The organism is Flavobacterium sp. ST-158, from assembly GCF_058309975.1.
This window is the reverse complement of sequence record NZ_JBZEEN010000008.1, coordinates 18,961-41,156: the sequence shown is the minus strand read 5'-3', so window position 1 is coordinate 41,156 and position 22,196 is coordinate 18,961. Positions and strand designations below refer to the sequence as shown.

Here is a 22,196-nt window from a genome sequence, read left to right as displayed (position 1 = left end):
TTATAATTCGGATTAATAATCTTAAAGTTAAAAACGCTATCTCCCTTGTACTCGATAGCATAGAATTCCTACTTCAAAATTTATTTACCTTTTCACTCCTTCGATAGAAAATCACTGATTTGATTACTGATTTGCTCCATACCTTTTATCGATGGATGCCCTTCCTTTTTATCAATATTTTTCAGTTCTATACAATTTATATTGTAATGTTTACAAATGGTTTTTACGGATTCATTAATGGTCTCTTTCAAATCTGAATTTAACAGAAAGTATATTTTAACATTCGGATAACGACCCAGCATATAATCAAGCATATAGGCCATGGCGGGACGAAAATCATATAATTCTTCTTTAGTCCAGTCATTATATTTGAATTGCCCGATAGGAGCGCCAGCCCAGGCGTCGTTAGTTGCTCCAAAAATAAATATCACATCGGGACTCCCAAGGTTATCCATACGGCGAATGAACGAACGAGTGCTGTAATCTTGTTTTTGATAACCCGTGTTACAAATAGTAGAACCCGAAAAAGAATTATTAAGCTCTAGTTTGTAATTGTTGTCTTTTATGAATTGGTACCACCAGGTTTGTTTTACCGAAGTAACATCTGTTTTTTGAGTGATGCGGGTATTGTACCATACAAAATTAGTATCAGGAACCATATACCCCTCAAAAGTGGAGTAGGAATCCCCTAAAATGGAAACAGATTTAAGACTCTGGGCATAACCCAAAAAGCTAAAAAAGAGTGATAAAATCAGTATTAATCTCAGTTTGTTTGTTATCATTTTTATTCGGTTTTTATTGTTGTTTAGTTTATTCGCTTTTTGTTTACTCCATGCAATCGGGGGTAAGTGGGTTACTTCTCTGGTGCTCGATTCCATCGAGTACCTACTTACTTGATAATCTTTAAATAAAGCGTTTGCAACGCGGCTAATTTAGTAACTTACCATAAAGGTTCTACATTTACATTACAAAAAACAGTATTATCTTCTTCATAATTCCTATAACTGCTATTAACATAATCTCTTTGATGAAACACAATTTCGGCTTCTACAGGATTGTAATGAATGTAATTTATTCTTTGTTCTGTTTTTTCTAAAGTGTCTAATATAACCGGATGAAAACCATCCTGCCATAATTTATAATCTTTTGCCCTTCCTGATTTTTGCGCTTCATAGCTGAATTTACGTAATAACCATTCTCGCCTGCTTTCAGGATATTCTTTGATAGCTTCTATTAGTTTTTTTGAAGTGAATTTTTTGAAATCCCGAATAACATTTTGCAACTCACCATCAAATGCTGTGGCAATTAAATGAATATGACTGCTCATATAAACATAAGCATGTATGCTCAATCCTTTTTCTTTGATACAATAATTTAAAGAATCATCTATGATATTGCAATAAACAGGTCTCACCAATAAATCTACCCAGTCTACAACCGTTATAGTAATAAAAGTGGGAACGGTACTATCAATAACTTTATATTTCTCAGACATTGATTTGTTTGTTTAAGAATTGTTTTTTTAGTGAACCGCGTTGCAAACGCTACAATTTATCTATTTATGTAAGTAGGCACTCGTTGCAAACGAGCGCCAGAGTGGGCTTATTTTTCGGATTTGCCAAAACTTTCCAAATACAAGACCATTTTTAAATTAAGCCAAATGCCCAAATTGCTTGTAGCGTGTGTTGTGTGCAGTTTTTTAGTCATTTATTTTTCCTAAAAGTCCAATTGTATCGGCTTTGTAAAGGTCAAAATCTACTTCAGTTCCAGTCTTAGCTAAAAAGTCAATTGCTTTTTTGTTCAAACCGAAATATGGTGTTGAAGATTCTGGATTTATATCAATATCAAATACAAATTGTATTCTGGTTGTTAAATCATATTTTTCTTTCAGCTCGTTTATGATTTTCGCTTTAGGTTCAAAAACATCAATTAGTTTTTCAAGGTAACTTTTCAAATCAATTTCGTTTCCAGCATCAATTTGGTATTTCCACGCAGTTGATTTCGGAACAGGTTCTTTTTTAATCATAACAGAAGTAGGCTCAATTTTTAATTCATCTGTTATTTTTTCTGTATCGAAATATTCAGCATCAAAAGAGAAATACACGTAATTATTGCACTTCGTTCCACTATATGTTAGTTTCTGCCACATTACTTTAGGTCAGTCATTTTTATGTTAGTCAAATTGTTTTCGGATGTTCTTAATAAATGGTCAATACGTTTTTCAATGTTTTCAAACTTTTCTTGTTCTGCGAGATTTCGATACCATTGAGGACGATTAATTGATTTTGCGTCATTATACCAAGCAATATTTATAAAATTCCATATTTGATTATTCACTCCATTAATCTCAAAATTTGGTTGAATAATAATTGCTCGATTAATATCATTAACAATCCAATCGATTCGCCTTTCTTCAAAAGTTCTTAATGCCTCAGGATAGCTTGGTCTATCTTTAGTCAAAGTAGCATTTAACCTATCAGAAAGTTTAATTAATTTATCATCTATTTTGCTAAATACGCTCATTTCTCAAATTGAACACAACTCGTGGATACTCGCTACAAAGTAGCGCCTATACACCTAAAAGAGGGTAGATTGGCGCTATTTTAATAGCCTATTACTTTTTTGCTAATATATAAAATTATCCTACAAATGTTTTATTTCTTAATCATTTCCTTTAAGGTTTCGAGCTGGATTTCCAGTTTCTGGATATAGTCGTTTTTGGCTGCCAGTTCTTTTTTTAGGGCTTTTTCCTGTAGGGTTTCAAAACGGTACGGCAGGTATTCGCCCAGCTGCGCTAGAAAATTATGTTTCAGCACCAGGCTTAGTTTCCACAAAACGGCAAATTGCAGCGAATCTTTCTTAAAATAATCCCTTAATCCTTTAGGACCTATACCCATAGCCTTGGCAATGCTGCTTTTGGTTTGGGCTTGCTGTATAATGTGGTAATGGATAAAATTCCCTATTGGAGGGTATTGTTCGGCTTGGGTAGGTTTCGTGTTATCAGACATAAGGTGTTGTTTTTTAGAAGGATAGTGTCGAATATAAGCAAAATTACTATAGTATTCTTGCTTAATAGTACCTAAAAACTCCTCATAGCGAACTTAAAAAATCCATTTTAGTACTTAAAAAGTACTTGTAGCCTACTTAAAAACTCCTTATAGCTACTAAAAAAGCAGCTATAGCAAACCTAAAAAATTCCTTTTAGTACTTAAAAACGCTCTAAAACGAACCTAAATGGTTCTTTTTAGGCATGAAAAAGCCCCATTTATTGAATGGGGCTGGAAATAATGGTTGTATTTATTACTGTAATGCGTGCAATGTCTTTAAGCAAAGCTAATTTTGTATCATTTCAATAAAGGAGAAATCACATAATATGAGCAGCTAGTGGGATTGCTTCATTCTTCGCAATGATTTTGTACAGGAAACGCCCAAAAAAGCAACCTCTTTTAAAACATAAAAGAGGTTGTTATAAGTAAGAATGCTAAAATATTATTTCACATCCAGTGCAATTTTTCCGGATTTTACTCCGCTGGCTTTGGCTTCAAAAGATAATTTTCCTGTTTTTTCACCTGCTTGTACAATGACTGTTAATTGACCGTTGAAAAGGTGCATTTTAGGCAAATGGAATAAATCCAGACAGGTAGGATCTCCATTGGCGGAAGCCTTATAATTTCCGGCACCGCCAGCGCTGAAATTCACTAAGCTCTGGTCGTTAGGACATAAGTTTCCGTCTTTATCTACCATTCTAACGTTGATATATACCAAATCAGTACCATCGGCCTGTATTTCAGTTCTGTCCGGAACTAATTCAAGATGATGGGGTTTTCCGGCGGTGCGAATGATTTTTTCGGCTTTTTTAGTTCCGTTGGCATCATAAGCAACTACTTTTACTTCGCCCGGTTCATATTTTACGTCCATCCACATCAGGCGGTAGCGGTTTTGAGGTGTTGTATTATTTTTAGTCTGCTTGCCGTAACTTTTTCCGTTTACAAACAATTCCGCCGTTGGATAATTGGTATAAGCAAAAACAGGTACAATTTGACCTTCTTTTCCTTCCCAGTTCCAGTGCGGCAAAATATGCAGGGTTTCGGCATTTTTATTCCAGACACTGCGGTACAGGTAATAACGGTCTTTAGGAATGCTGGCTAAATCGATAATTCCAAACATCGAACTGTGGTTCGGCCAGGCATTGATGCTATACGGACTTGGTTCGCCCAAATAATCAAATCCGGTCCAGACAAACTGTCCTAAAGTCCATTCTTTGTCATCGGCCATAGCAAAATCCAAATCGGGTAAATTAGACCAGCTGCAATATTCAAAATCATAAGAGGACGACTGGTGATCCGGATAAATCACATCTGCTTTTTTCTCTACCGGAAATTTATAAACACCACGCGAACTTACCGTTGAGGTAGTCTCAGAACCTAACACCATATTCTGGGATAATTTACTAAATGCTTCTTCATAGCGATTCACACGGTAGTTGAAACCGGGAATATCAATCATATTGGCAAAACCATTTTCAAGCACACAAGTCACCTGATCCATTCCGCAGGTTACTAATCGGGAAGGGTCTTCACGGTGGCAGATATCCTGTAAAAACTTAGCCACTTTATAGCCTTCAGGGCTGCATTGAGTAGGCACTTCGTTACCAATGCTCCATAAAATAACACTGGCATTATTACGGTAGTGGTGTAACATATTAATCATGTCCTTCTCCGCCCATTCTGCAAAGAAACGGTGGTAACCATTTTTACATTTGGCTTTGTCCCATTCGTCAAAAGGTTCTATCATCATCATAAAACCCATTTCATCACAAAGTGCTACTAATTCAGGTGCCGGCATATTGTGAGCGGTTCGGATAGCATCGCAACCCATATCTTTTAACATCGTTAACTGACGGCGTAAAGCTGCCACATTGATTGCCGCACCTAATGGTCCTAAATCGTGGTGGTTACAAACTCCCTGAAATTTACGCAGTTGTCCGTTGAGGAAAAATCCTTTGTCAGCAATAAATTTTATATCACGAATACCAAAAGGGGTTGTATACGTATCTACTAATTGGTCTTTTAAATAGACTTTAGAAACAGCTTTGTATAAAGTAGGTGTCTCAGGAGACCATAAAGCAGGATTGTTCACCGTGAAATTTTGAACAAAGGGTTCAGTGTGATTCATTTTTCGAATATCATTTTTAGTAGCAACCACTTTTCCGTTTTTATCCAGAATGTTGGTTTCAATCCTGATTTCCGTTTTATTCGGTACATTTTCTACTTTGGTTTCTAATCGAACCGAAGCATAATCCTTAGCCACATAAGGAGTGGTAATGTAAGTTCCCCAAACCGGTACGTGAACCGGATTAGTAATTACCAAATGCACATTGCGGTACAATCCGGCTCCGGGATACCAGCGCGAAGATTGTTCTTTATTTTCTAATCGAACAGACAACAGGTTATTTTGTCCGTCAGCATTCAATAAATCCGTTACATCTATATGGAATGAATTGTATCCGTAAGGCCAGAATATGGCTTCTTTACCGTTTACGGATACATGAGCCTCGCTCATAGCACCATCAAAAATCAGACTTACGCGTTGTCCTTTTTGGTAATTGGGTACACTAAACGTATTTCTGTACCAGCCTATTCCCATATAAGGTAAACCACCGGTTCTTCCCGTTTGTCGTTTGGCTTCTTTTTCTAAATTTTGTGTAATAGCTACTTTTTGGACATCATTATTTTCGTCAAAAGGGCCGTAGATTGCCCAGTCGTGCGGGATGCTTACTGTTTCCCATTTTTTATCATTAAAGCCAATCTGACTGGCATCTTTGAAATCGCCTTTAGAGAATTTCCAGTTTTTATTTAATAAAATTGATTTTCGAATGTCCTGAGCATGACTACAATGGATGTTTAGAACAATTAAGAAGAACAGTAGTTTTTTATAATTCATTTTTCTACAAGGTTGGTTTTTATAAAATGCGTTGCAAAATAGAAAAATAATCGAATTTGAGAATCCTGCTTTTGTATAAAAAAACGTTCTTTTTTTTCTAACTTAAATTGTATTAGTGATTAATCTGTAAAGAGATTACATTCTTTTATAAAAAATATAATCGGTATTGATGGGTTCTATTCCATTGGCTTTCAAATCAGTTGCAATTTGGGCTCTGTGGTAAGTCGCATGATTGATTGTGTGGAAAAGAATATCCTGCGTCGTATTAGAAAATACGGTTCCTTTGGAGTTGGCATAGTCTATTTTTTTATCCAATGCTATTGTGTCTAAAATGCTTAGACTTTGGTGGTAATTTTTTTGGTTGATTGTTTTTAGATTTCCTAAAGGTCTTATTTCCCAAACTCCAATAGTATTTGGCTCATTTAGAATACGCTCATTCCAAATTTGTTGTGCATTAATTAAGTGGTTTAATAACTGAATGGATTTGTCAGGAACTATTATTTGTTCGTTTTGAAAAAACTGAATGAGTTCCTGATTGAAATGATAAGTATATTCGAATGCGTCTTTGAAAAAATCGTGTGTTTCCATTGGACTTGTGGTTTTCTTTCAAATATAATTAAAAATGGACTTTCAAAAATAGGTTGGTTGGATAGAATACTAGGCAATTTCTAATTTAATTGGAATAAGGATTTAAAAAAAATTACCTTTGCACTTCTTAAAAAAAAGCTTAAAATCATTTGTCAATAACTGATAAACGAGCGCTTTAATTTTATAAATCCTTATACAAAAGAATGAAACAGTACTTTAACTTATTTGATTTTTCGCAAAAAGTAAATTATAAAACCGAAATTTTAGCTGGATTAACAGTAGCCATGACAATGATTCCAGAATCACTTTCATTTGCTATTTTGGCAGGATTTCCTCCATTAGTGGGTTTGTATGCTGCATTTATTATGGGATTGGTAACGGCTATTTTTGGAGGACGTCCAGGATTAGTTTCGGGTGGAGCAGGAGCAACGGTAATTGTATTGATTGCCCTGATGAAATCGCACGGATTGGATTATGTTTTTGCAGCGGTAGCCTTAGCAGGAGTGATTCAGGTTTTAATAGGTGTATTCAAATTGGGTAAATTTATTCGTTTGGTACCGCAACCGGTAATGTTCGGGTTTGTAAACGGTTTGGCGATTATAATTTTCATGTCACAATTAGAACAATTTAAAACGATTGTCAATGGTGAAAGTGTTTGGTTATCCGGAAATCCGTTGTATATCATGATTGGTTTGGTGGCTTTAACTATTGCAATCGTGATTGGTTTTCCAAAAATCACTAAAGCGGTTCCAGCATCTTTGGTAGCTATTATGGTCGTTTTTGCGTTGGTTTTTGGTTTTGGAATCCAAACAAAAACTGTGGCTGATATTGCATCAGTAAGCGGAGGATTTCCGCCTTTTCATATTCCGAACATTCCTTTCAACTTAGAAACCTTAGAATTAATTCTTCCTTACGGATTGATTATGGCTTGTGTAGGATTGACGGAAGGATTGTTAACCCTAAACTTAGTAGACGAAATTACAGGAACTAAAGGAAATGGAAATAGAGAATGTGTGGCACAAGGAAGTGCCAATATCCTGAACGGATTCTTCTTTGGAATGGGTGGATGCCCAATGATTGCTCAAACTTTAGTGAATTTATCTGCGGGTTCCAGAGCACGTTTGTCAGGTATTATTGCAGCCTTAACAATCCTTTGTATTGTGCTGTTTGGTGCGCCAGTAATTGAAAAATTACCTATGGCTGCTTTAGTAGGAGTGATGATTATGGTTTCCATAGGTACTTTTGAATGGATAAGTTTCCGCATCATAAACAAAATGCCTAAACAGGATATTTTTGTTGGAGTTTTGGTAGCGGTTATTACTATTTTGATGCATAATTTGGCTTTAGCCGTATTGATAGGAGTAATTATTTCAGCTTTAGTTTTTGCATGGGAAAGCGCAAAACGCATTCGTGCTAAAAAATATATTGACGAAAAAGGAGCGAAGCATTATGAGATTTATGGTCCATTGTTCTTTGCTTCTACAACTGCTTTTGCTGAGAAATTTGATGTGTTGAATGATCCTAATGAAGTAATAATTGATTTTAAAGAAAGTAAAATTGCCGACATGAGTGCAATTGATGCTGTAAACAAAATCACGGAGCGTTATGCTAAAGAAGGAAAAACGGTGCATTTGCGTCATTTAAGTGATGACTGTCGTCAATTGTTACAAAATGCTCAAGGCATTATTGAAGTAAATATTATGGAAGATCCTACTTATAAAGTAGTTCCGAATTAATACTAATGATACTAATAGTCAGAGCCATTACAAAATGTATTGGCTCTGTTTTTTTTAGGAAAAAAATAAAGCCACGAATTCACGAATTATAATCTCATAATTCGTGAATTTGTGGCTTTTTCAATTAAATCTATTACTAATTTATTTTTTATTTAATATAGTTTTGAAATATTTTATCAATCGGAATGCTGTTTGCATCTCCTTCATGAACGATTAATTGGTAACGTAAAACAGTTGGTTTTTTATTCGATAAAGGAACTGCTTTAGCTCCCGGAAACGGATACACCGCATTTTGCATACTTTTTTTAGCACGTAAAATCCAGGGATTAGGAAAACCAGGATTTTTTGGATTACACAAAATAGTCAATCCTGCTGAGGTGTTATTTTTTCCAATTGATCCCGAAATATCCATCCATTCACTAGCGGGAATAGGAAGGTTAGTAGGTGTGATTTTTCCTGTTGGATCTGTAAAAACAACATTATCGCTAAGTTTGATACGAGGCGAAAATCCACCATAGCCTTTTTCGTCTTCTGAGCCACCAATTCGCATATTAGGTTCCAGTGCTAATAAATTGATTTCAATATCAATTAAACGATAATGCAATTGTTTAGGATGTACTTTTATGGTTGTAGTTTCTTTTACAAATGCTTTTTCTACGCCATTTTTCTTAATCCATAATGGCGATTTCCAATAAACAGTGGTTTGAATGGCTTTGCTATCATCTTTTTGCTTTTTCTCCTTTACAGCAGCGACTTTCCAACTGAAATTTTCAATTTCCCAGCCGTCTCCAATTCGTTTGTCACCAATATACAATTGATGCCAAGCCCAGAAAATACCGCGATGATGTAGATGATCTATAGGGAAATCTTCCGTAAGTACTGTTCCGTCTAAGGAGTGCAATGGGTGAATATAATTGGAACGAATGTATTTGCCTTCTTTCGATTTTTCCGAAGCTTGATAAGTTAAAACAGAATCTTTGCCTTCGGTAAAATAGCTTTGGTTCTTTTCTATTTTTAATTGGACTTGGCTAAAACTAATTTGTCCAAGAAAAAAAAGAAAGCTTATGAATAATTGTTTGATTGACCGCATTATTTTGTTTTTTGTTCTAAATATTTGTCCAAATTGCCTAACGCCATAGTAAAACCTTCTTTAAATCCCATAGCGATTATTTGTTCTAAATCGGCTAGTTTTTCATATTGAGCAACGATGTTTACGGTAGTGGTATTTTTATTTTCTATAAAAGTATTGGTCCAAACCGTACGTGGAAAATCGGTATTGATAGTACCATTTTCGTCGCAAAAAGCATCTAATCCTGAAAAACTCTTTAAAGTTTCAATTTTTTTGTAATCGTTTCTACACCAGTGAGCTACTCCTTCAGGGCTAATCATAGCATAAAACCAAGAACCACCTTCTCTAAAATCCATTGATTTTGTTTTGGCCTGGTAAGGTTTTGGTGCCCACCATAAATCTAATATTTCAGGCTTAGTCCAAGCATCCCAAACTAAAGGGAGTTGAGCTGCAAATTCTCTTTTTACGTTAACGGTTTTGTTTTCTTTGTTGACAATAAAATCAAATTGTAGGTTCGTTTTCATCTGTTTTATTTTTAAGGTTTACTAATATATTATCTAATTCGTTAAATCGGTTTTCCCAAAGAGCTTTAAATTGTGCTAGCCAGTGGTCAATTTCTTTCATCTTGTCTAGTTCCAGTTGGTAATAAATTTCTCGTCCTTTTTGCTCTTGTTTTAGGAGTTCACATTCCGTTAAAATCCGTAAGTGTTTTGAAATAGCTTGTCGGCTGGTTTCAAAATGTTCCGCAATAGCATTAGGCGTCATAGCTTGAATGGCGATGAGTCCTATAATAGCTCGGCGAGTGGGATCAGCAATGGCTTGAAAAATATCTCTTCTCATTTGGATTAAAATTAGGAAACCAATTAGTTGCAAATTTAAATGCAATTAATTGGTTGCGCAAATATTTTTTAATATTTTTTTGTTTGGCTGTAAGTTTTTGAAATAAAAGACAACTAATACATTAAAAACAATAGATATGAAAACAGTTATTGTAATGCTACTTTTTATAGTAGGGAGTTGCGGAAAAGAATCTTCACCCGAAGGAAGATCAAAAATTAGAGATACTAATCTTCAGCTGCAGCTTGATAGTTTGAAACTGGAAAATGCACAAATAAAAAGTGACATTCAGTTGATTAAGAAAGAATTAAATTTAGAGAATAAATGAGCGTAGTATTTGATTTTGCTTACCTTAGTTTTATTCGAAAAGAAATGGATTAGAAATGAATGCAGTTGAAAAAGAGTTTTTAGCCATTATAGCGCAATACAATGCAATGCTGCATAAAATTGTTCGTTTGTATCGGGAGAGTGCTGAGGATCGTGAAGATTTATTTCAAGAAATAGTTTTCCAGCTTTGGAAATCCTATCCTAATTTTAAAGGAGACGCTAAAATAAGTACTTGGATGTATCGTATAGCTTTGAACACAGCGATAGCTTCTTTTCGAAAAAAAACTACTTCAATAAATTATCTCACACAATTACCTGATTTTGCAGAAGAGCAGCCTAATGATGAGGTAGAGCTGCGGCAGGAACGCTTGTTTGCTGTTCTAAAAGTGTTAGATGATAGTGAAAAAGCCTTAATAGCTTTGTATTTTGAAGATTTGTCTTATCAGCAAATTTCGGAGATTATAGGAATCAATGAAAATTATGTGGGCGTAAAACTCAATAGAATAAAGAATAAAATAAAAACTTTATTAAATAAATAACTCATGGAACTAGATGATTTAAAATCAGAATGGAATAGTATTCAGCCCATTGCTAAAAGTGAGGAAAGTTTATTGTTGATGTTGGAGGAAAACAAGCATCCCGTTCTGAAGTCTATAAGACGACAAATTATGATTGAAGTAACAGCTTGGTTACTTTTTCTGCTATGCTACTATTCTATGTTTGATGGTGAAACGAAACCTTTTTTGGTAAATTTATTTTTAATTATAGCTCTTTTATTGCTTATAGGTCATAGTTTGTATGGTTATCATTATAATAAGTATTTAACAAATGGAGCTAATATAAAAATAGCATTGGATGCATTATACATTCGACTAAAAACTTACGCATTCTATACTATTCTTGCCAGAATAGGTTTTGTTTGTGGATTATTGTTATTCTTTACTTATGGAATTTATTTTACCACAACTAAGTATTTGCTTTTAGTTTGTATTTGTATGTTGTTTTTAATTCAATTATTTTTTTTATATCGACTTTGGAAAAAGAGAATTCGATTGATTCAAGAGCTTATTGAGACGTTAAACAATGTTAAATAAGACAAATCTTAAAAATAGATTAAAAAAACGCAAAAAAATCACTAAAAGTGGGTATTGTTGCAAAAACACAATTAGTATACTTTTATTCCGAATTAATAAAGAGAGGAAATAGTAATATTAATTAGTGGCAATATGACAAACTTAGACAAAATTAAGAAAGTAAATGAATTGCTTATCGAAGTAATTAAAGATGAAGAACATCAAATAGAAAGTTCCTTAAGTGGAATGAAAGATATTGTTTTGAGTATTCTCGCTGATTATTGGCAAAACGAAAGAGAGCCAGCCATTTTTATGGAAAATGTATTATTAGAAATAGATTAAAACAAAATATAAAATAGAATTTGTCATTTTAGGGTTTGATAAATTTTTTATAGAAAGCCACTTTATTAGTTTAAAGTGGCTTTTCTTTATTTTGTAAAAATTTCACCAATTAAATAACACTTTGCATACCCACTAATACGTACTCTGTTTGCTAATAATTCGCATTCCAGATATCCTCTTCTTTCCGAAAGTTGAATGGCTGATAATTTAGATTTATTCAATTTTTTTGCCCAAAAAGGAATTAAGGTGGTGTGAGCCGAACCAGTTACTGGATCTTCGTCTATTCCAGATTGTGGACCAAAAAACCTCGATACAAAATCCGAATTTTTACCAGGAGCAGTTACAATGACTCCGCGAACATTTAATTGTGCTAACTTGGCAAAATTAGGTTTTAATTGCACTATTTCTTCTTCAGTGTTAAAGAGAAACATATAATCTGTTTTTCCTTTAAATGCTTTTTGGGGTTTTCCATCTAAAGCTTCTAGCATTTGATGGGTTAATTTAATAGGCTCCAATACATCGGCCGGAAAATTTAGCGAAAGCAAATCGCCTTCTTTGCTTACCAGTAAATCACCGCTTCTGGGAGAATAAAAGTTGATTAGTGTATCCTTATGATTTTCATAATTAAATAATACAAAAGCGGCTGCTAATGTAGCATGTCCACAAAGATCGATTTCAACGGTAGGTGTAAACCATCTAATTTCATATTTGATTCCATTTTTTACATAAAAAGCTGTTTCGGCAAGATTATTTTCGGCAGCAATTTTTTGCATGATTTTGTCTGTTAGCCATGAGTCTAATGGACAAACTGCTGCTGGATTTCCAGAGAATACATTTTTAGTAAAAGCATCAATTTGATATATTTTCATCTTATAATTGTTTTTTTATTAATTGGCCTAGTTTTTTTAGACTATTTTCAACTTTTTCATCCCATTTTAATCCAAAATTCAACCGCATACAATTGTTGTATTGATTGTGTTGGGTAAACATTCTTCCGGGTGCAAAACCTATTTTTTGTTGTATAGCAATATCAAATAAGAGAGCGGTATCAATTTTGGGATCTAATTCTAACCATAGAACAAATCCGCCCTGAGGTTTTGAAATCTTGGTATTTTCAGGAAAATGTTCTTCAATTGTGCGTTGAAATTGCAAATAATTGCTGTACAATGTGTTTCGTAATCCTCTTAGATGATGTTCATAACGACCGTGTTCCATAAAATCGGCAATTACTTCTTGATATAATGGAGGACTAGAAACCGTATGCAATAGTTTTTTTCTAATGAGTTTGTCTTTGAATTTTCCCGGAGCAACCCAGCCCACCCGATAACCGGGAGCTAAGGTTTTAGATACCGAACCACACCACATGACAATGCCTTCTTTGTCAAAAGCTTTGCAGGGCTTTGGTCGGCTTGCACCAAAAAATAAATCACCATACAAATCATCTTCAATCAAAGGGATGTTGTGTTGTGTAAGCAAGCTAACGATTTCTTTTTTGTTCTCTTCAGGCATACAACTACCCAGTGGATTATTAAAGTTTGTGACAAAACAACAAGCTTTGATTTTAGGTAAAACTTTTTTTAAATCTTCAATAGAAACGCCTGTTACCGGATGAGAGGGAAGTTCAATGATATGAAGTCCTAATGATTTTATCATTTGCAAAATTCCAAAATATAGCGGCGTTTCTATAGCTACAGTATCTCCTGGATTGGTTACGGTAATCAATGCATAAAATAAGGCATTTAGTGCCCCCGAAGTGGTTACAATATCTTTTTCTGTCAGGTTTCCATCCCAGGTAAAAGACCATTTAGCTATATTTCGTCTTAAATTTAGATTTCCTTGTGCAGGTTCGTAACCCGTTCCACTGTCTTCTAAGTTACGTAATACTTTGGTAATTCCTTTGTTGAGTTTAGCAATAGGCAACAAACTTTTGTCTGTAACTCCTAATGAAAATTGTGTAATATCTTTATCTGTCAAAGTATTAAAGACCTTGCTAATTAAATCTTCAGGCGTTTTTTCCTTATCGGATAATTGGAGTTTACCAATGGAAGGAAGTGCCAGTCTGGTATCAAAAGATTTACTAACATAATAACCAGATTTAGGTTTAGATTCTATTAGCGATTTACTTTCTAATTCTAAAAAAGCTTGTTTTACCGTATTGATACTAACAGCGTATATTTTTTGAACGGTGCGTATGGAAGGCAGCTTGTCGGCAGTTTTTAAGGTGCCAACAGCTATTTGTTCTTCAATAATTTTTGCAATTTTTAAGTATAATATTTCTCGTGCCATTTTATCAAGCTTTTTGTATCCTATAAAAGTACTAAAAACTTCAACTGTAACTGTTGTTGTTTTACTACTTTGAGTTGTTTAACCAGTTTACCAAATGAATTATAGAAACAGAAAGCTTTTTATAGTGTCCTTTTTGCCATTCTTTTTTAAAAAATTGTTCCGATTCTCGGATGAAGCTTTTGTCAATTGAATATTTTGAAAAAGTAGCATCAATAGTTGTATTTAGTGAATAATCGTTATCAGTTGTTGAAGTTGCATAAGAATAGCCAACAATTTTTGTATCTAATTCGGCTACATAAAAAGGAAGTCCAAATTGGTTGGTCAAAGCTGAATTTGCTGTTGTTTTTTGTTGTTGTTGATAAAGCTTTACAATGGTATTCATGTCAGAGATTGTAACTGCTCTGAAGCTTATTTTTTGTTGCTGTTCTAAAATTGTTTCCATACGTTGTTATTTAGAATAGTAAAATTATCTATTTCTAAATAACAAGCACAGATACAGAAATGGTGTTGTTTATAGATACAGATTTTTAATGGCAGAATAAAATATTAGCCCACAGATTATACCGATAAAAACGGATTTATATTCTATTTTTTTCAAACATATAAATCAGATAAGTTTTAATTTTTCTTATGTCTAGTTTTTCATGGTTTAAAAAGAGAAGTACATATAAGCTTTCGTTTCGGCTTAAAAAGCATATTGTTAATTCCATTTTTAATGCGTGATAATCTGCTGAAATTAGTTTAATCCGTATACCGAATTTTATTTTGGTATCAATCATTATAAAACAAAATCCTCTTTTTAAACGGATTTAAAAAGAGGATTTTGTTTTGTAAAGCTTAAAGGCTTTTATAAGTTGGCTTTAATTTTTTCAATTATAGCATCGTATTCAGCATCAGAAAGTGCTATTTTGTTTGGATTCATTTCAAAAACACTTCCAAAACCATAACCGTCTTTGTATTTAGGCACGATATGAAAATGCAAGTGCGATAATGTATCTGAAAATGCACCATAATTAATTTTATCGGGATTAAAAGTCTTAGCAATAGCATTGGCAGCTGCAGCTACATCCTCCATAAAAGCGTTGCGCTGTTCGTTACTTAGCTCATAAAATTCTACTCCGTGATCTTTGTAAACTACATTTAATCGACCTGTATAAGACTGCTCTTTAAATAAGAACAATTGCGATACTTTTAAGTCGGTAATTTTAATCATTAAGTTGTGTAATGTTTCATTTTCTTGGCAATACAAACATTCAGAAACTGGACTTGGCATAGTTTTTATTTTATAAATTGATAATAGCATTTGGATAGACGCTGGCAAAGCTATCCATACTATTTTACTTTTCCAAATTGTCTTTTTCTTTAAGTTTGGCTAGGAATTTTTCGGCAATTTCTTTTCCTAATTTTTGGCCAGCAGCCATAGATTCTTGCATTACTTGAGGCATGGTGCTAATCATTTTTTTTCCAATAGGAGAATTATAGAAAACAATTAATTGGTCAATATCACTTTCGGTGTAATATTTATCATATATAGGAAGTATCATATTTTCAAAATCTTCAGCTTTTACTCCTTTTTTAAACTCTTCCCAAAATTCATCATTGACTGAAGAATGAGAAGTTTTAAAGCTACTAATCATTTGGTCCATAATTTGGACACCCATTTTTCCTGAACCTGTTAATTCCATCAGTTGTTTTATTTTCTCTGTTTTTGAATTGCTTTGCGCATTTGCAGAAAAGGAAAGAATAAAGAAGCTTAAAATTAAAAATGATTTTTTCATGATTGATTGTAATAGTTGATTTATGATTAATTAAGATTTTAAATGTAAGGATTTAAAATTGAATAATAAAAAATATCTCACAAAAAAAGCGCTCTCTTTCGAGAACGCTTTCTGATATTTAAAAAAATATGATTTAGTTGTTTTCAATCCACTTTCTGGCATTTACAAAAGCTTCCTGCCAAGGGGTTACTTCGTCGTTTCTGTCATTTGGATAATTCGCCCAGTTCCATTGGAAAACAGAACGTTCAATGTGTGGCATGGTAACTAAGTGACGACCTGTTTTGTCACACAACATCGCAGTGTTAAAATCAGAACCATTAGGGTTTGCAGGATAGCTATCGTAACCGTATTTACCTACGATGTTGTAGTTTTCTTCACCCATTGGTAAGTTAAATTTACCTTCGCCATGAGAAACCCAAACTCCAAGGGTACTTCCTGCTAAACTAGATAACATAACAGAATTGTTTTCTTGTACAGTAACCGAAGTAAAGATACTTTCGTGTTTGTGGCTGTTGTTGTGTAACATTTTTCCGTGTACTTCATGCTCAGGATTGATTACTTCTAATTCCATGAACAATTGACATCCGTTACAAATTCCAACCGATAAAGTATCTTCTCTTTTGAAGAAGTTTTTCAAAGCAGTGTTGGCTTTTTCATTGTATTTAAAAGCTCCAGCCCAACCTTTAGCAGAACCTAAAACATCCGAATTAGAGAATCCACCAACAGCTCCAATGAACTGAATGTCTTCAAGATTTTCACGTCCCGAAATCAAATCGGTCATGTGGATGTCTTTTACATCAAAACCTGCTAAGTACATCGCATTAGCCATTTCGCGTTCTGAATTACTTCCTTTTTCACGAATAATAGCTGCTTTTGGTCTTGGTTTTGAAGCATCAATTTCAGGTTTTTTTCCTGTAAAATGAGAAGGGAAACTAAAGTTTAACGCTTGGTTTTTATAATTTTTGTAACGCTCTTGAGCTGTTCCTTTTTTAGATTGTTTTTGGTCTAATAAGAATGAAGTTTTAAACCAAACATCTCTGTATTTAGCAATATCTAATTGGCAAGGACCAAAGTTTAATGTAGCTTCATTAGTTACAGTTCCTAATTTGTAGAATGAAACTCCGTTAGTGTTCAATTTGCTTTCTAAGGCCGCATCTTCTTTTGCTTGGAATACAATTCCGATGTTTTCAGCAAATAAATATTTGATAATGTCTTTTTCTTCAAAAACTGAGAAATCAATTTTTGCTCCCAAATTCACATCAGCAAAACACATTTCTAATAAAGTAGTAATTAAACCACCACTTCCAATATCGTGACCTGCTACAATTTGATTATCCAAAATTAATTCCTGAATAGTGTTGAATGCTTTTTTAAAGAAAGCAGCGTCTTTAATAGTAGGTGTTTCCGTTCCAATAGTATTCAAGATTTGTGCAAACGAAGAACCTCCTAATTTGTACTCGTCTTGAGATAAATTGATATAATAAATAGAACCGGCATCTTTGCGTAAAACAGGTTCAACCACTTTTCTAATATCTGTACAGTTTCCACCTGCTGAAATTATAACCGTTCCCGGTGCAATTACTTCGTCATTAGGATATTTTTGTTTCATCGAAAGCGAATCTTTTCCTGTTGGAATGTTGATTCCTAATTCGATAGCAAAGTCCGAACAACCTTCTACAGCAGCATACAAACGAGCGTCTTCTCCTTCGTTTTTACAAGCCCACATCCAGTTGGCAGAAAGTGAAATTCCTTTCAATCCGTCTTTAATTGGTGCCCAAATAATATTCGATAAAGATTCGGCAATAGCGTTGCGGCTACCAGCAACCGGATCAATTAAAGCCGAGATAGGAGCATGTCCTATAGAAGTCGCAATTCCTTCTTTTCCATTAAAATCTAAAGCTACAACACCGCAGTTGTTCAATGGTAATTGTAATGGTCCAGCTGTTTGTTGTTTGGCCACTTTACCACCCACACAACGGTCTACTTTATTAGTCAACCAGTCTTTAGAAGCCACTGCTTCTAATTGCAATACTGCTTCTAGGTATGTAGCAATTTTATCTTTAGAATATTCTAATTCAGCATAGTTATAATCAACCGTTTTATCGGTCATAACTGTTTTTGGCGAACTTCCGAAGAAATCTTCCAAAGCATAATCCATTGGTTTTTCGCCAGTAGTTTTGGATTCAAAAGTAAAACGATGATCGCCGGTTACATCTCCTACTTGGTACATTGGCGAACGCTCTCTGTCGGCAATTCGTTGTAAAGTATCAATGTCTTTTTGACCAATAACCAATCCCATTCTTTCTTGCGACTCGTTTCCGATAATTTCTTTAGCCGAAAGAGTAGGGTCACCCACAGGTAATTTGTCTAAATCAATTAAACCTCCAGTTTCTTCTACCAATTCTGAAAGACAGTTTAAGTGTCCACCAGCTCCGTGATCGTGAATCGATACAATTGGATTATTATCGCTTTCTACTAATCCACGAATGGCGTTAGCAGCACGTTTTTGCATTTCTGGATTGGAACGTTGAATAGCGTTTAACTCAATTCCTGAACCAAAAGCTCCTGTATCTGCCGAAGAAACCGCAGCACCACCCATCCCAATTCTATAATTTTCTCCACCAAGGATAACAATTTTATCGCCTTCTTGCGGTTTGTGTTTGATAGCCTGGTCTAATTTTCCAAAACCAATTCCCCCCGCTTGCATGATTACTTTATCGTAACCTAACTTGCGCTCATTTTCCTGATGTTCGAAAGTTAAAAGGGAACCTGTAATTAAAGGTTGTCCAAATTTATTTCCAAAATCAGAAGCTCCATTAGACGCTTTGATTAAAATATCCATTGGCGTTTGGTACAACCATTTTCTTTCAGCAACTCCGTTTTCCCAATTTCTATCCTCAGCTAAACGAGAGTAAGAAGTCATATAAACAGCAGTTCCTGCTAATGGCAATGAACCTTGTCCTCCGGCTAAACGGTCTCGAATTTCTCCTCCTGAACCTGTTGCAGCACCGTTGAAAGGTTCTACAGTAGTAGGGAAGTTGTGTGTTTCGGCTTTTAATGAAATAACCGAATCAAATTCTTTTACTTCATAAAAATCAGCTTTGTCAGCTGTTTTTGGAGCAAATTGTTCTACTCTTGGCCCTTTTACAAAAGCTACATTGTCTTTGTAAGCCGAAACAATATCGTTAGGATTTTCCTGAGATGTTTTTTTGATTAATTTAAAAAGAGAAGTTTCTTTTTCTTCACCGTCAATTACAAAAGTTCCGTTGAAAATTTTATGACGACAGTGCTCAGAATTGGCTTGTGAGAAAGCAAAAATTTCAGAATCCGTTAGTTTTCTGCCTAATTTGCTAGCTAAATTATCCAAGTATTCGACTTCTTCAATGCTTAAAGCCAAACCTTCCTGTTTGTTGTAAGCGTCGATATCTTCAATATCCAAAATAGCTTCCGGTTGAATATGGATGGTAAAAATATCCTGATTCAATTCGGTATATTTTTGCGAAAGCATTGGGTCGAAATCAGTGAAGTCTTCGGATGCTTTGTAAAATTCTTCGATACGAATGATTCCTGAAATCCCCATGTTTTGAGTGATTTCAACGGCATTGGTACTCCAAGGCGTAATCATAGTGGCACGAGGCCCAACAAAAAAATCCGTCAATACGGATTTCTCTATCTTAGTTGCATTGGCAAAAAGCCAGTTCAGTTTAGAAATATCTTGAGCCGAAATTTCGCCTTGTGTTTGTACGGCAAAAATTGCGTTGCTTGGGTTTTCAAAGAAATGAATCATTGTTTTGTATTTGATAAATTACGGTGCAAATTTAGTTTAAAAAAACAGTACGGACAAGTGTAAAAAAGACTTTTTAAAACAGTTAAAATCAGTGTTCAATATTCAGTGTTTAGAAAGTAGATTTTAGAATTTAGAAGGCAGAAAAATAGATTTCAGAATGCAGTTTAAAAACTAATTACTAAGGGCTAAATAGTGCTTTTGGCGAAAGCTTTTTTCTCTTTGTAGTTATTTTTAGCCACAGATTTTCACAGATTATTACAGATTATAAGAAACTTAGTGTTCTTTGCGAAGACTTAGTGCCCTTTGTGGTTAAAAAAACAATATTCAATTTTCTTTAGGAAATGCCATATTCTGATAAGCACCTAAATCTGGAGGGGAAGTTCTGGTTTTTCCGTTAATGTCTAGCGGAATTAAGTAAGCCGAATTTCCTTTTGCGAAAGCGGCAGAAGTATTGTCAATGTTTAATTTGTTTTTGTCGATTGCAAAGAAACTTGGATTTTGATTGAGAATAATGTTGTTGTAATTAGTGTTATTATTGAAATTGTATAACGGATTCGAACTGTCTGCTTCCGCTTTTAATAGGCAATTGTTGAATTGGTAGTTGAAAGTAGTTGCATCATTTTTGTCTAAATTCAATTCGTTAGAATACGCACCATAAATAATACAATTGTTAAAAGTGGCTTGACTTAAGTTTTTGCTTACTGGATTGGCGCCTGTTTTGTAGTTGTTTATGGCTACAGCCATTTGATTTGGACTGTTCCAGTTGTTGTTAAATGTACAATGGGTAAATAGGTAATTTCCGCCATAAGTACAAGCCAGAGCTGCATTTCCAGCAGTGTTTATTACAATGTTTTCGCCTTCTATCTTTGCGTTTTGAGCTAGAATTCCATAGTTAGATGAATTGTAAATTTGGCTGTTTTTTATCGAAACTGTGGTGTTGTCTTGGTTGTCGATTCGTAATCCAATGGTTGCGTTTTTGATAGTAAGATGATTGATTTTGTGTGCTGTGCTGCCTTCACGAAGCCAAATGGCAGCCCATTGTCCGGGAACATTAGCGTAAACAGATTCCTGACGATCGCCTTCAAAAACAATTTCATTTTCTTGTTTAGTAGTGGTTGAAATACTTCCGTTGCATTCTAAAGTTGCCGATTGTGGAACAATTAATCCCGAATTAGCATGGAAATAAACCCGAGCACCCGCATCAAAAATTACTTTTTTACCTTCTGGAACACTGGCATAGCCGTAAATTACATAGGATTTTTGATTGGTAAAATGCAGTTCGTTGCCGTTTGTAGCGTCGTTTTCGTCTAAATAAAAACCACTTAATTCGGTATTGTCAAAAGTTACGGTTTCAGTTTTATCATCAGACAAACGTTTTGGGTAGAGAAAAATAGCATCTTTGACCAAAGTCAATAAGGCAACTTTTTGCAAATTACTTCCGCTGTCAAATTCGATGTTGTCGGTATATAAAAAATCATCTGAATTAGCATCAGCAATGGAAGGAGTAGTTTCGATAAAAACATAAAGACTGTCTTTGGCTAACAGTGTTACATTGTTAAAAATCCTATTGTTTTCGCCCTGCATACCGTCAACAGTCATGCGGTATTTAGAATTTAAACCTTTGCCAAATTTAATCGTTGGAATGCTAATATCTTTTTTACTATGATTGTACACTTTTAGCAAATAGGTACTCGAACTAATTGTAGAGAAAACAGTGTCTAAAAAAACAGTATCTCTCGAAAAAGCCAATTTTCCATCACTGGGTACAGTAGAAAAATCAGAACGGCAGGAACTGAGAGCGATTAAAATTGCAAGGATAGAAAGTAGCGAAAAGGAACGCATTGGTTTTGGTTTTTTTGTAAAAATAGAAAAAATCTTATTGGTGGAGCGTTAATTTTAAAATGCATTGCAGAATATGCTTCGGATTTCGAGTGGAGTCTCTTTTCTTTTCTTTATTTTTACAATCGATTAAAATAAAATTCATGACATTCGATAAAGAAAAGATATTGGAATACTGTAATCGTATTTCTAAAAATACCTTGATGGAAACCTTAAATATTGAATATGTGGATGCCGGAGTAGGTTTTTTGACCGCTACAATGCCAGTGAATCCAAGTGTACATCAGCCAATGGGTTTGTTACACGGAGGTGCTTCGGTTGCTTTGGCCGAAAGTGTTGGTAGTGCCGCTTCATTTATATTCATCAATCCCGAAGTTAGCGAAGTTCGTGGGATAGAAATTTCAGCCAATCATTTAAAAGCCAAGCGTGAAGGAATGGTTACTGCAACGGCCAGAATTATCCATCAGGGGGCAAGTATTCATTTGTGGGAAATTCGCATTGTGGACGAAAGAGATAATTTGATTTCGCTTTGCAAATTGACTAATATGGTTTTGCCAAAAAGGAAAAAAACAAACTAGATTTAGTAGGATA

23 protein-coding genes are annotated in these 22,196 nt (G+C 34.4%); 6 read left to right on the top strand and 17 right to left on the bottom strand.

Translation table 11 applies throughout. The features are described from left to right. Window positions 1–92 precede the first annotated feature (92 nt). From AC4FRF_RS12760 to AC4FRF_RS12730, 7 genes are all read right to left on the bottom strand, one after another. A complete protein-coding gene (locus AC4FRF_RS12760; RefSeq protein WP_491159941.1) occupies window positions 93–782 on the bottom strand; it encodes an SGNH/GDSL hydrolase family protein in 690 nt (229 codons plus the stop codon). A 158-nt stretch (window positions 783–940) separates the two neighbouring features. Then, the gene (locus AC4FRF_RS12755) at window positions 941–1,495 is read right to left on the bottom strand and encodes a transposase (protein WP_439228871.1); all 555 of its coding nucleotides are present in this window, start codon (window positions 1,493–1,495) and stop codon (window positions 941–943) included. A 204-nt stretch (window positions 1,496–1,699) separates the two neighbouring features. Then, complete coding sequence (locus AC4FRF_RS12750) at window positions 1,700–2,149, bottom strand: DUF4279 domain-containing protein (protein WP_491159940.1); 450 nt, start codon at window positions 2,147–2,149, stop codon at window positions 1,700–1,702. After that, window positions 2,149–2,523, bottom strand: a complete 375-nt coding sequence (locus AC4FRF_RS12745; protein WP_491159939.1) for a hypothetical protein — start codon at window positions 2,521–2,523, stop codon at window positions 2,149–2,151. Before AC4FRF_RS12745 ends, AC4FRF_RS12750 begins: the two co-directional genes overlap by 1 nt. A 131-nt stretch (window positions 2,524–2,654) precedes the next feature. Continuing rightward, window positions 2,655–3,008, bottom strand: coding sequence for a transcriptional regulator (locus AC4FRF_RS12740; RefSeq protein ID WP_491159938.1), 354 nt, complete (start codon window positions 3,006–3,008; stop codon window positions 2,655–2,657). A gap of 481 nt (window positions 3,009–3,489) precedes the next feature. After that, window positions 3,490–5,943: a DUF4982 domain-containing protein gene (locus AC4FRF_RS12735; protein ID WP_491159937.1), complete on the bottom strand. Its 2,454-nt coding sequence runs from the start codon at window positions 5,941–5,943 to the stop codon at window positions 3,490–3,492. Between the two features lie 135 nt (window positions 5,944–6,078). Beyond that, a complete protein-coding gene (locus AC4FRF_RS12730) occupies window positions 6,079–6,531 on the bottom strand; it encodes a DinB family protein (protein WP_491159936.1) in 453 nt (150 codons plus the stop codon). A gap of 203 nt (window positions 6,532–6,734) precedes the next feature. Here AC4FRF_RS12730 and AC4FRF_RS12725 point away from each other — a divergent pair, with 203 nt between their 5' ends. Next, a complete protein-coding gene (locus AC4FRF_RS12725; RefSeq protein WP_491159935.1) occupies window positions 6,735–8,267 on the top strand; it encodes a SulP family inorganic anion transporter in 1,533 nt (510 codons plus the stop codon). Window positions 8,268–8,415: 148 nt separating this feature from the next. Here the strand turns inward: AC4FRF_RS12725 and AC4FRF_RS12720 are convergent, their stop codons facing one another. The 3 genes from AC4FRF_RS12720 to AC4FRF_RS12710 are packed head-to-tail and all read right to left on the bottom strand — an operon-like array spanning window position 8,416 to window position 10,176. Then, complete coding sequence (locus tag AC4FRF_RS12720; RefSeq protein ID WP_491159934.1) at window positions 8,416–9,357, bottom strand: DUF6807 family protein; 942 nt, start codon at window positions 9,355–9,357, stop codon at window positions 8,416–8,418. Then, complete coding sequence (locus tag AC4FRF_RS12715; RefSeq protein ID WP_491159933.1) at window positions 9,357–9,860, bottom strand: SRPBCC family protein; 504 nt, start codon at window positions 9,858–9,860, stop codon at window positions 9,357–9,359. The genes AC4FRF_RS12720 and AC4FRF_RS12715 overlap by 1 nt, the downstream gene beginning before the upstream one ends. Then, the gene (locus AC4FRF_RS12710; protein ID WP_491159932.1) at window positions 9,838–10,176 is read right to left on the bottom strand and encodes an ArsR/SmtB family transcription factor; all 339 of its coding nucleotides are present in this window, start codon (window positions 10,174–10,176) and stop codon (window positions 9,838–9,840) included. The genes AC4FRF_RS12715 and AC4FRF_RS12710 overlap by 23 nt, the downstream gene beginning before the upstream one ends. 136 nt (window positions 10,177–10,312) lie before the next feature. Here AC4FRF_RS12710 and AC4FRF_RS12705 point away from each other — a divergent pair, with 136 nt between their 5' ends. From AC4FRF_RS12705 to AC4FRF_RS12690, 4 genes are all read left to right on the top strand, one after another. After that, the gene (locus tag AC4FRF_RS12705; RefSeq protein ID WP_491159931.1) at window positions 10,313–10,501 is read left to right on the top strand and encodes a hypothetical protein; all 189 of its coding nucleotides are present in this window, start codon (window positions 10,313–10,315) and stop codon (window positions 10,499–10,501) included. A 55-nt stretch (window positions 10,502–10,556) separates the two neighbouring features. Next, window positions 10,557–11,039: an RNA polymerase sigma factor gene (locus AC4FRF_RS12700; protein ID WP_491159930.1), complete on the top strand. Its 483-nt coding sequence runs from the start codon at window positions 10,557–10,559 to the stop codon at window positions 11,037–11,039. Window positions 11,040–11,042: 3 nt separating this feature from the next. Further along, window positions 11,043–11,594 carry a hypothetical protein gene (locus AC4FRF_RS12695; RefSeq protein ID WP_491159929.1) on the top strand — a complete coding sequence of 184 codons (552 nt, stop codon included), beginning with the start codon at window positions 11,043–11,045 and terminating at the stop codon, window positions 11,592–11,594. Between the two features lie 132 nt (window positions 11,595–11,726). Continuing rightward, on the top strand, window positions 11,727–11,915 hold the full coding sequence (locus tag AC4FRF_RS12690; RefSeq protein WP_491159928.1) for a hypothetical protein: 189 nt from the start codon (window positions 11,727–11,729) through the stop codon (window positions 11,913–11,915). A gap of 86 nt (window positions 11,916–12,001) precedes the next feature. Here AC4FRF_RS12690 and AC4FRF_RS12685 read toward each other — a convergent pair whose 3' ends face one another. The 7 genes from AC4FRF_RS12685 to AC4FRF_RS12655 all read right to left on the bottom strand — a co-directional run bounded on the left by AC4FRF_RS12685 (window position 12,002) and on the right by AC4FRF_RS12655 (window position 21,608). Further along, the gene (locus tag AC4FRF_RS12685; protein ID WP_491159927.1) at window positions 12,002–12,784 is read right to left on the bottom strand and encodes a PhzF family phenazine biosynthesis protein; all 783 of its coding nucleotides are present in this window, start codon (window positions 12,782–12,784) and stop codon (window positions 12,002–12,004) included. 1 nt (window position 12,785) lies between these two features. Continuing rightward, the gene (locus AC4FRF_RS12680; protein WP_491159926.1) at window positions 12,786–14,201 is read right to left on the bottom strand and encodes an aminotransferase-like domain-containing protein; all 1,416 of its coding nucleotides are present in this window, start codon (window positions 14,199–14,201) and stop codon (window positions 12,786–12,788) included. 64 nt (window positions 14,202–14,265) lie between these two features. Continuing rightward, window positions 14,266–14,643 carry a hypothetical protein gene (locus AC4FRF_RS12675; protein ID WP_491159925.1) on the bottom strand — a complete coding sequence of 126 codons (378 nt, stop codon included), beginning with the start codon at window positions 14,641–14,643 and terminating at the stop codon, window positions 14,266–14,268. A gap of 405 nt (window positions 14,644–15,048) precedes the next feature. Beyond that, window positions 15,049–15,474 carry an HIT family protein gene (locus tag AC4FRF_RS12670; RefSeq protein ID WP_491159924.1) on the bottom strand — a complete coding sequence of 142 codons (426 nt, stop codon included), beginning with the start codon at window positions 15,472–15,474 and terminating at the stop codon, window positions 15,049–15,051. 64 nt (window positions 15,475–15,538) lie between these two features. After that, window positions 15,539–15,979, bottom strand: coding sequence for a DUF2059 domain-containing protein (locus AC4FRF_RS12665; RefSeq protein ID WP_491159923.1), 441 nt, complete (start codon window positions 15,977–15,979; stop codon window positions 15,539–15,541). Window positions 15,980–16,112: 133 nt separating this feature from the next. Beyond that, a complete protein-coding gene (purL, locus tag AC4FRF_RS12660; protein ID WP_491159922.1) occupies window positions 16,113–19,766 on the bottom strand; it encodes a phosphoribosylformylglycinamidine synthase in 3,654 nt (1,217 codons plus the stop codon). A 324-nt stretch (window positions 19,767–20,090) separates the two neighbouring features. After that, entirely contained in the window at window positions 20,091–21,608 is a 1,518-nt protein-coding gene (locus AC4FRF_RS12655) for a hypothetical protein (RefSeq protein WP_491159921.1), read from the bottom strand. A gap of 140 nt (window positions 21,609–21,748) precedes the next feature. On the opposite strand from AC4FRF_RS12655, the gene AC4FRF_RS12650 reads away from it, so the two are divergent. After that, window positions 21,749–22,183, top strand: a complete 435-nt coding sequence (locus AC4FRF_RS12650; protein ID WP_491159920.1) for a PaaI family thioesterase — start codon at window positions 21,749–21,751, stop codon at window positions 22,181–22,183. The last annotated feature ends 13 nt before the right edge of the window (window positions 22,184–22,196 follow it).

Coding starts and splice junctions, on each gene's coding strand:
- AC4FRF_RS12735 (WP_491159937.1), bottom strand. CDS start 5,943: ATGAATTATAAAAAACTACTGTTCTTCTTAATTGTTCTAAACATCCAT.
- AC4FRF_RS12755 (WP_439228871.1), bottom strand. CDS start 1,495: ATGTCTGAGAAATATAAAGTTATTGATAGTACCGTTCCCACTTTTATT.
- AC4FRF_RS12665 (WP_491159923.1), bottom strand. CDS start 15,979: ATGAAAAAATCATTTTTAATTTTAAGCTTCTTTATTCTTTCCTTTTCT.
- AC4FRF_RS12705 (WP_491159931.1), top strand. CDS start 10,313: ATGAAAACAGTTATTGTAATGCTACTTTTTATAGTAGGGAGTTGCGGA.
- AC4FRF_RS12650 (WP_491159920.1), top strand. CDS start 21,749: ATGACATTCGATAAAGAAAAGATATTGGAATACTGTAATCGTATTTCT.
- AC4FRF_RS12720 (WP_491159934.1), bottom strand. CDS start 9,357: ATGCGGTCAATCAAACAATTATTCATAAGCTTTCTTTTTTTTCTTGGA.
- AC4FRF_RS12710 (WP_491159932.1), bottom strand. CDS start 10,176: ATGAGAAGAGATATTTTTCAAGCCATTGCTGATCCCACTCGCCGAGCT.
- AC4FRF_RS12700 (WP_491159930.1), top strand. CDS start 10,557: ATGAATGCAGTTGAAAAAGAGTTTTTAGCCATTATAGCGCAATACAAT.
- AC4FRF_RS12730 (WP_491159936.1), bottom strand. CDS start 6,531: ATGGAAACACACGATTTTTTCAAAGACGCATTCGAATATACTTATCAT.
- AC4FRF_RS12745 (WP_491159939.1), bottom strand. CDS start 2,523: ATGAGCGTATTTAGCAAAATAGATGATAAATTAATTAAACTTTCTGAT.
- purL (WP_491159922.1), bottom strand. CDS start 19,766: ATGATTCATTTCTTTGAAAACCCAAGCAACGCAATTTTTGCCGTACAA.
- AC4FRF_RS12715 (WP_491159933.1), bottom strand. CDS start 9,860: ATGAAAACGAACCTACAATTTGATTTTATTGTCAACAAAGAAAACAAA.
- AC4FRF_RS12740 (WP_491159938.1), bottom strand. CDS start 3,008: ATGTCTGATAACACGAAACCTACCCAAGCCGAACAATACCCTCCAATA.
- AC4FRF_RS12675 (WP_491159925.1), bottom strand. CDS start 14,643: ATGGAAACAATTTTAGAACAGCAACAAAAAATAAGCTTCAGAGCAGTT.
- AC4FRF_RS12685 (WP_491159927.1), bottom strand. CDS start 12,784: ATGAAAATATATCAAATTGATGCTTTTACTAAAAATGTATTCTCTGGA.
- AC4FRF_RS12725 (WP_491159935.1), top strand. CDS start 6,735: ATGAAACAGTACTTTAACTTATTTGATTTTTCGCAAAAAGTAAATTAT.
- AC4FRF_RS12655 (WP_491159921.1), bottom strand. CDS start 21,608: ATGCGTTCCTTTTCGCTACTTTCTATCCTTGCAATTTTAATCGCTCTC.
- AC4FRF_RS12690 (WP_491159928.1), top strand. CDS start 11,727: ATGACAAACTTAGACAAAATTAAGAAAGTAAATGAATTGCTTATCGAA.
- AC4FRF_RS12750 (WP_491159940.1), bottom strand. CDS start 2,149: ATGTGGCAGAAACTAACATATAGTGGAACGAAGTGCAATAATTACGTG.
- AC4FRF_RS12670 (WP_491159924.1), bottom strand. CDS start 15,474: ATGCCAAGTCCAGTTTCTGAATGTTTGTATTGCCAAGAAAATGAAACA.
- AC4FRF_RS12760 (WP_491159941.1), bottom strand. CDS start 782: ATGATAACAAACAAACTGAGATTAATACTGATTTTATCACTCTTTTTT.
- AC4FRF_RS12695 (WP_491159929.1), top strand. CDS start 11,043: ATGGAACTAGATGATTTAAAATCAGAATGGAATAGTATTCAGCCCATT.
- AC4FRF_RS12680 (WP_491159926.1), bottom strand. CDS start 14,201: ATGGCACGAGAAATATTATACTTAAAAATTGCAAAAATTATTGAAGAA.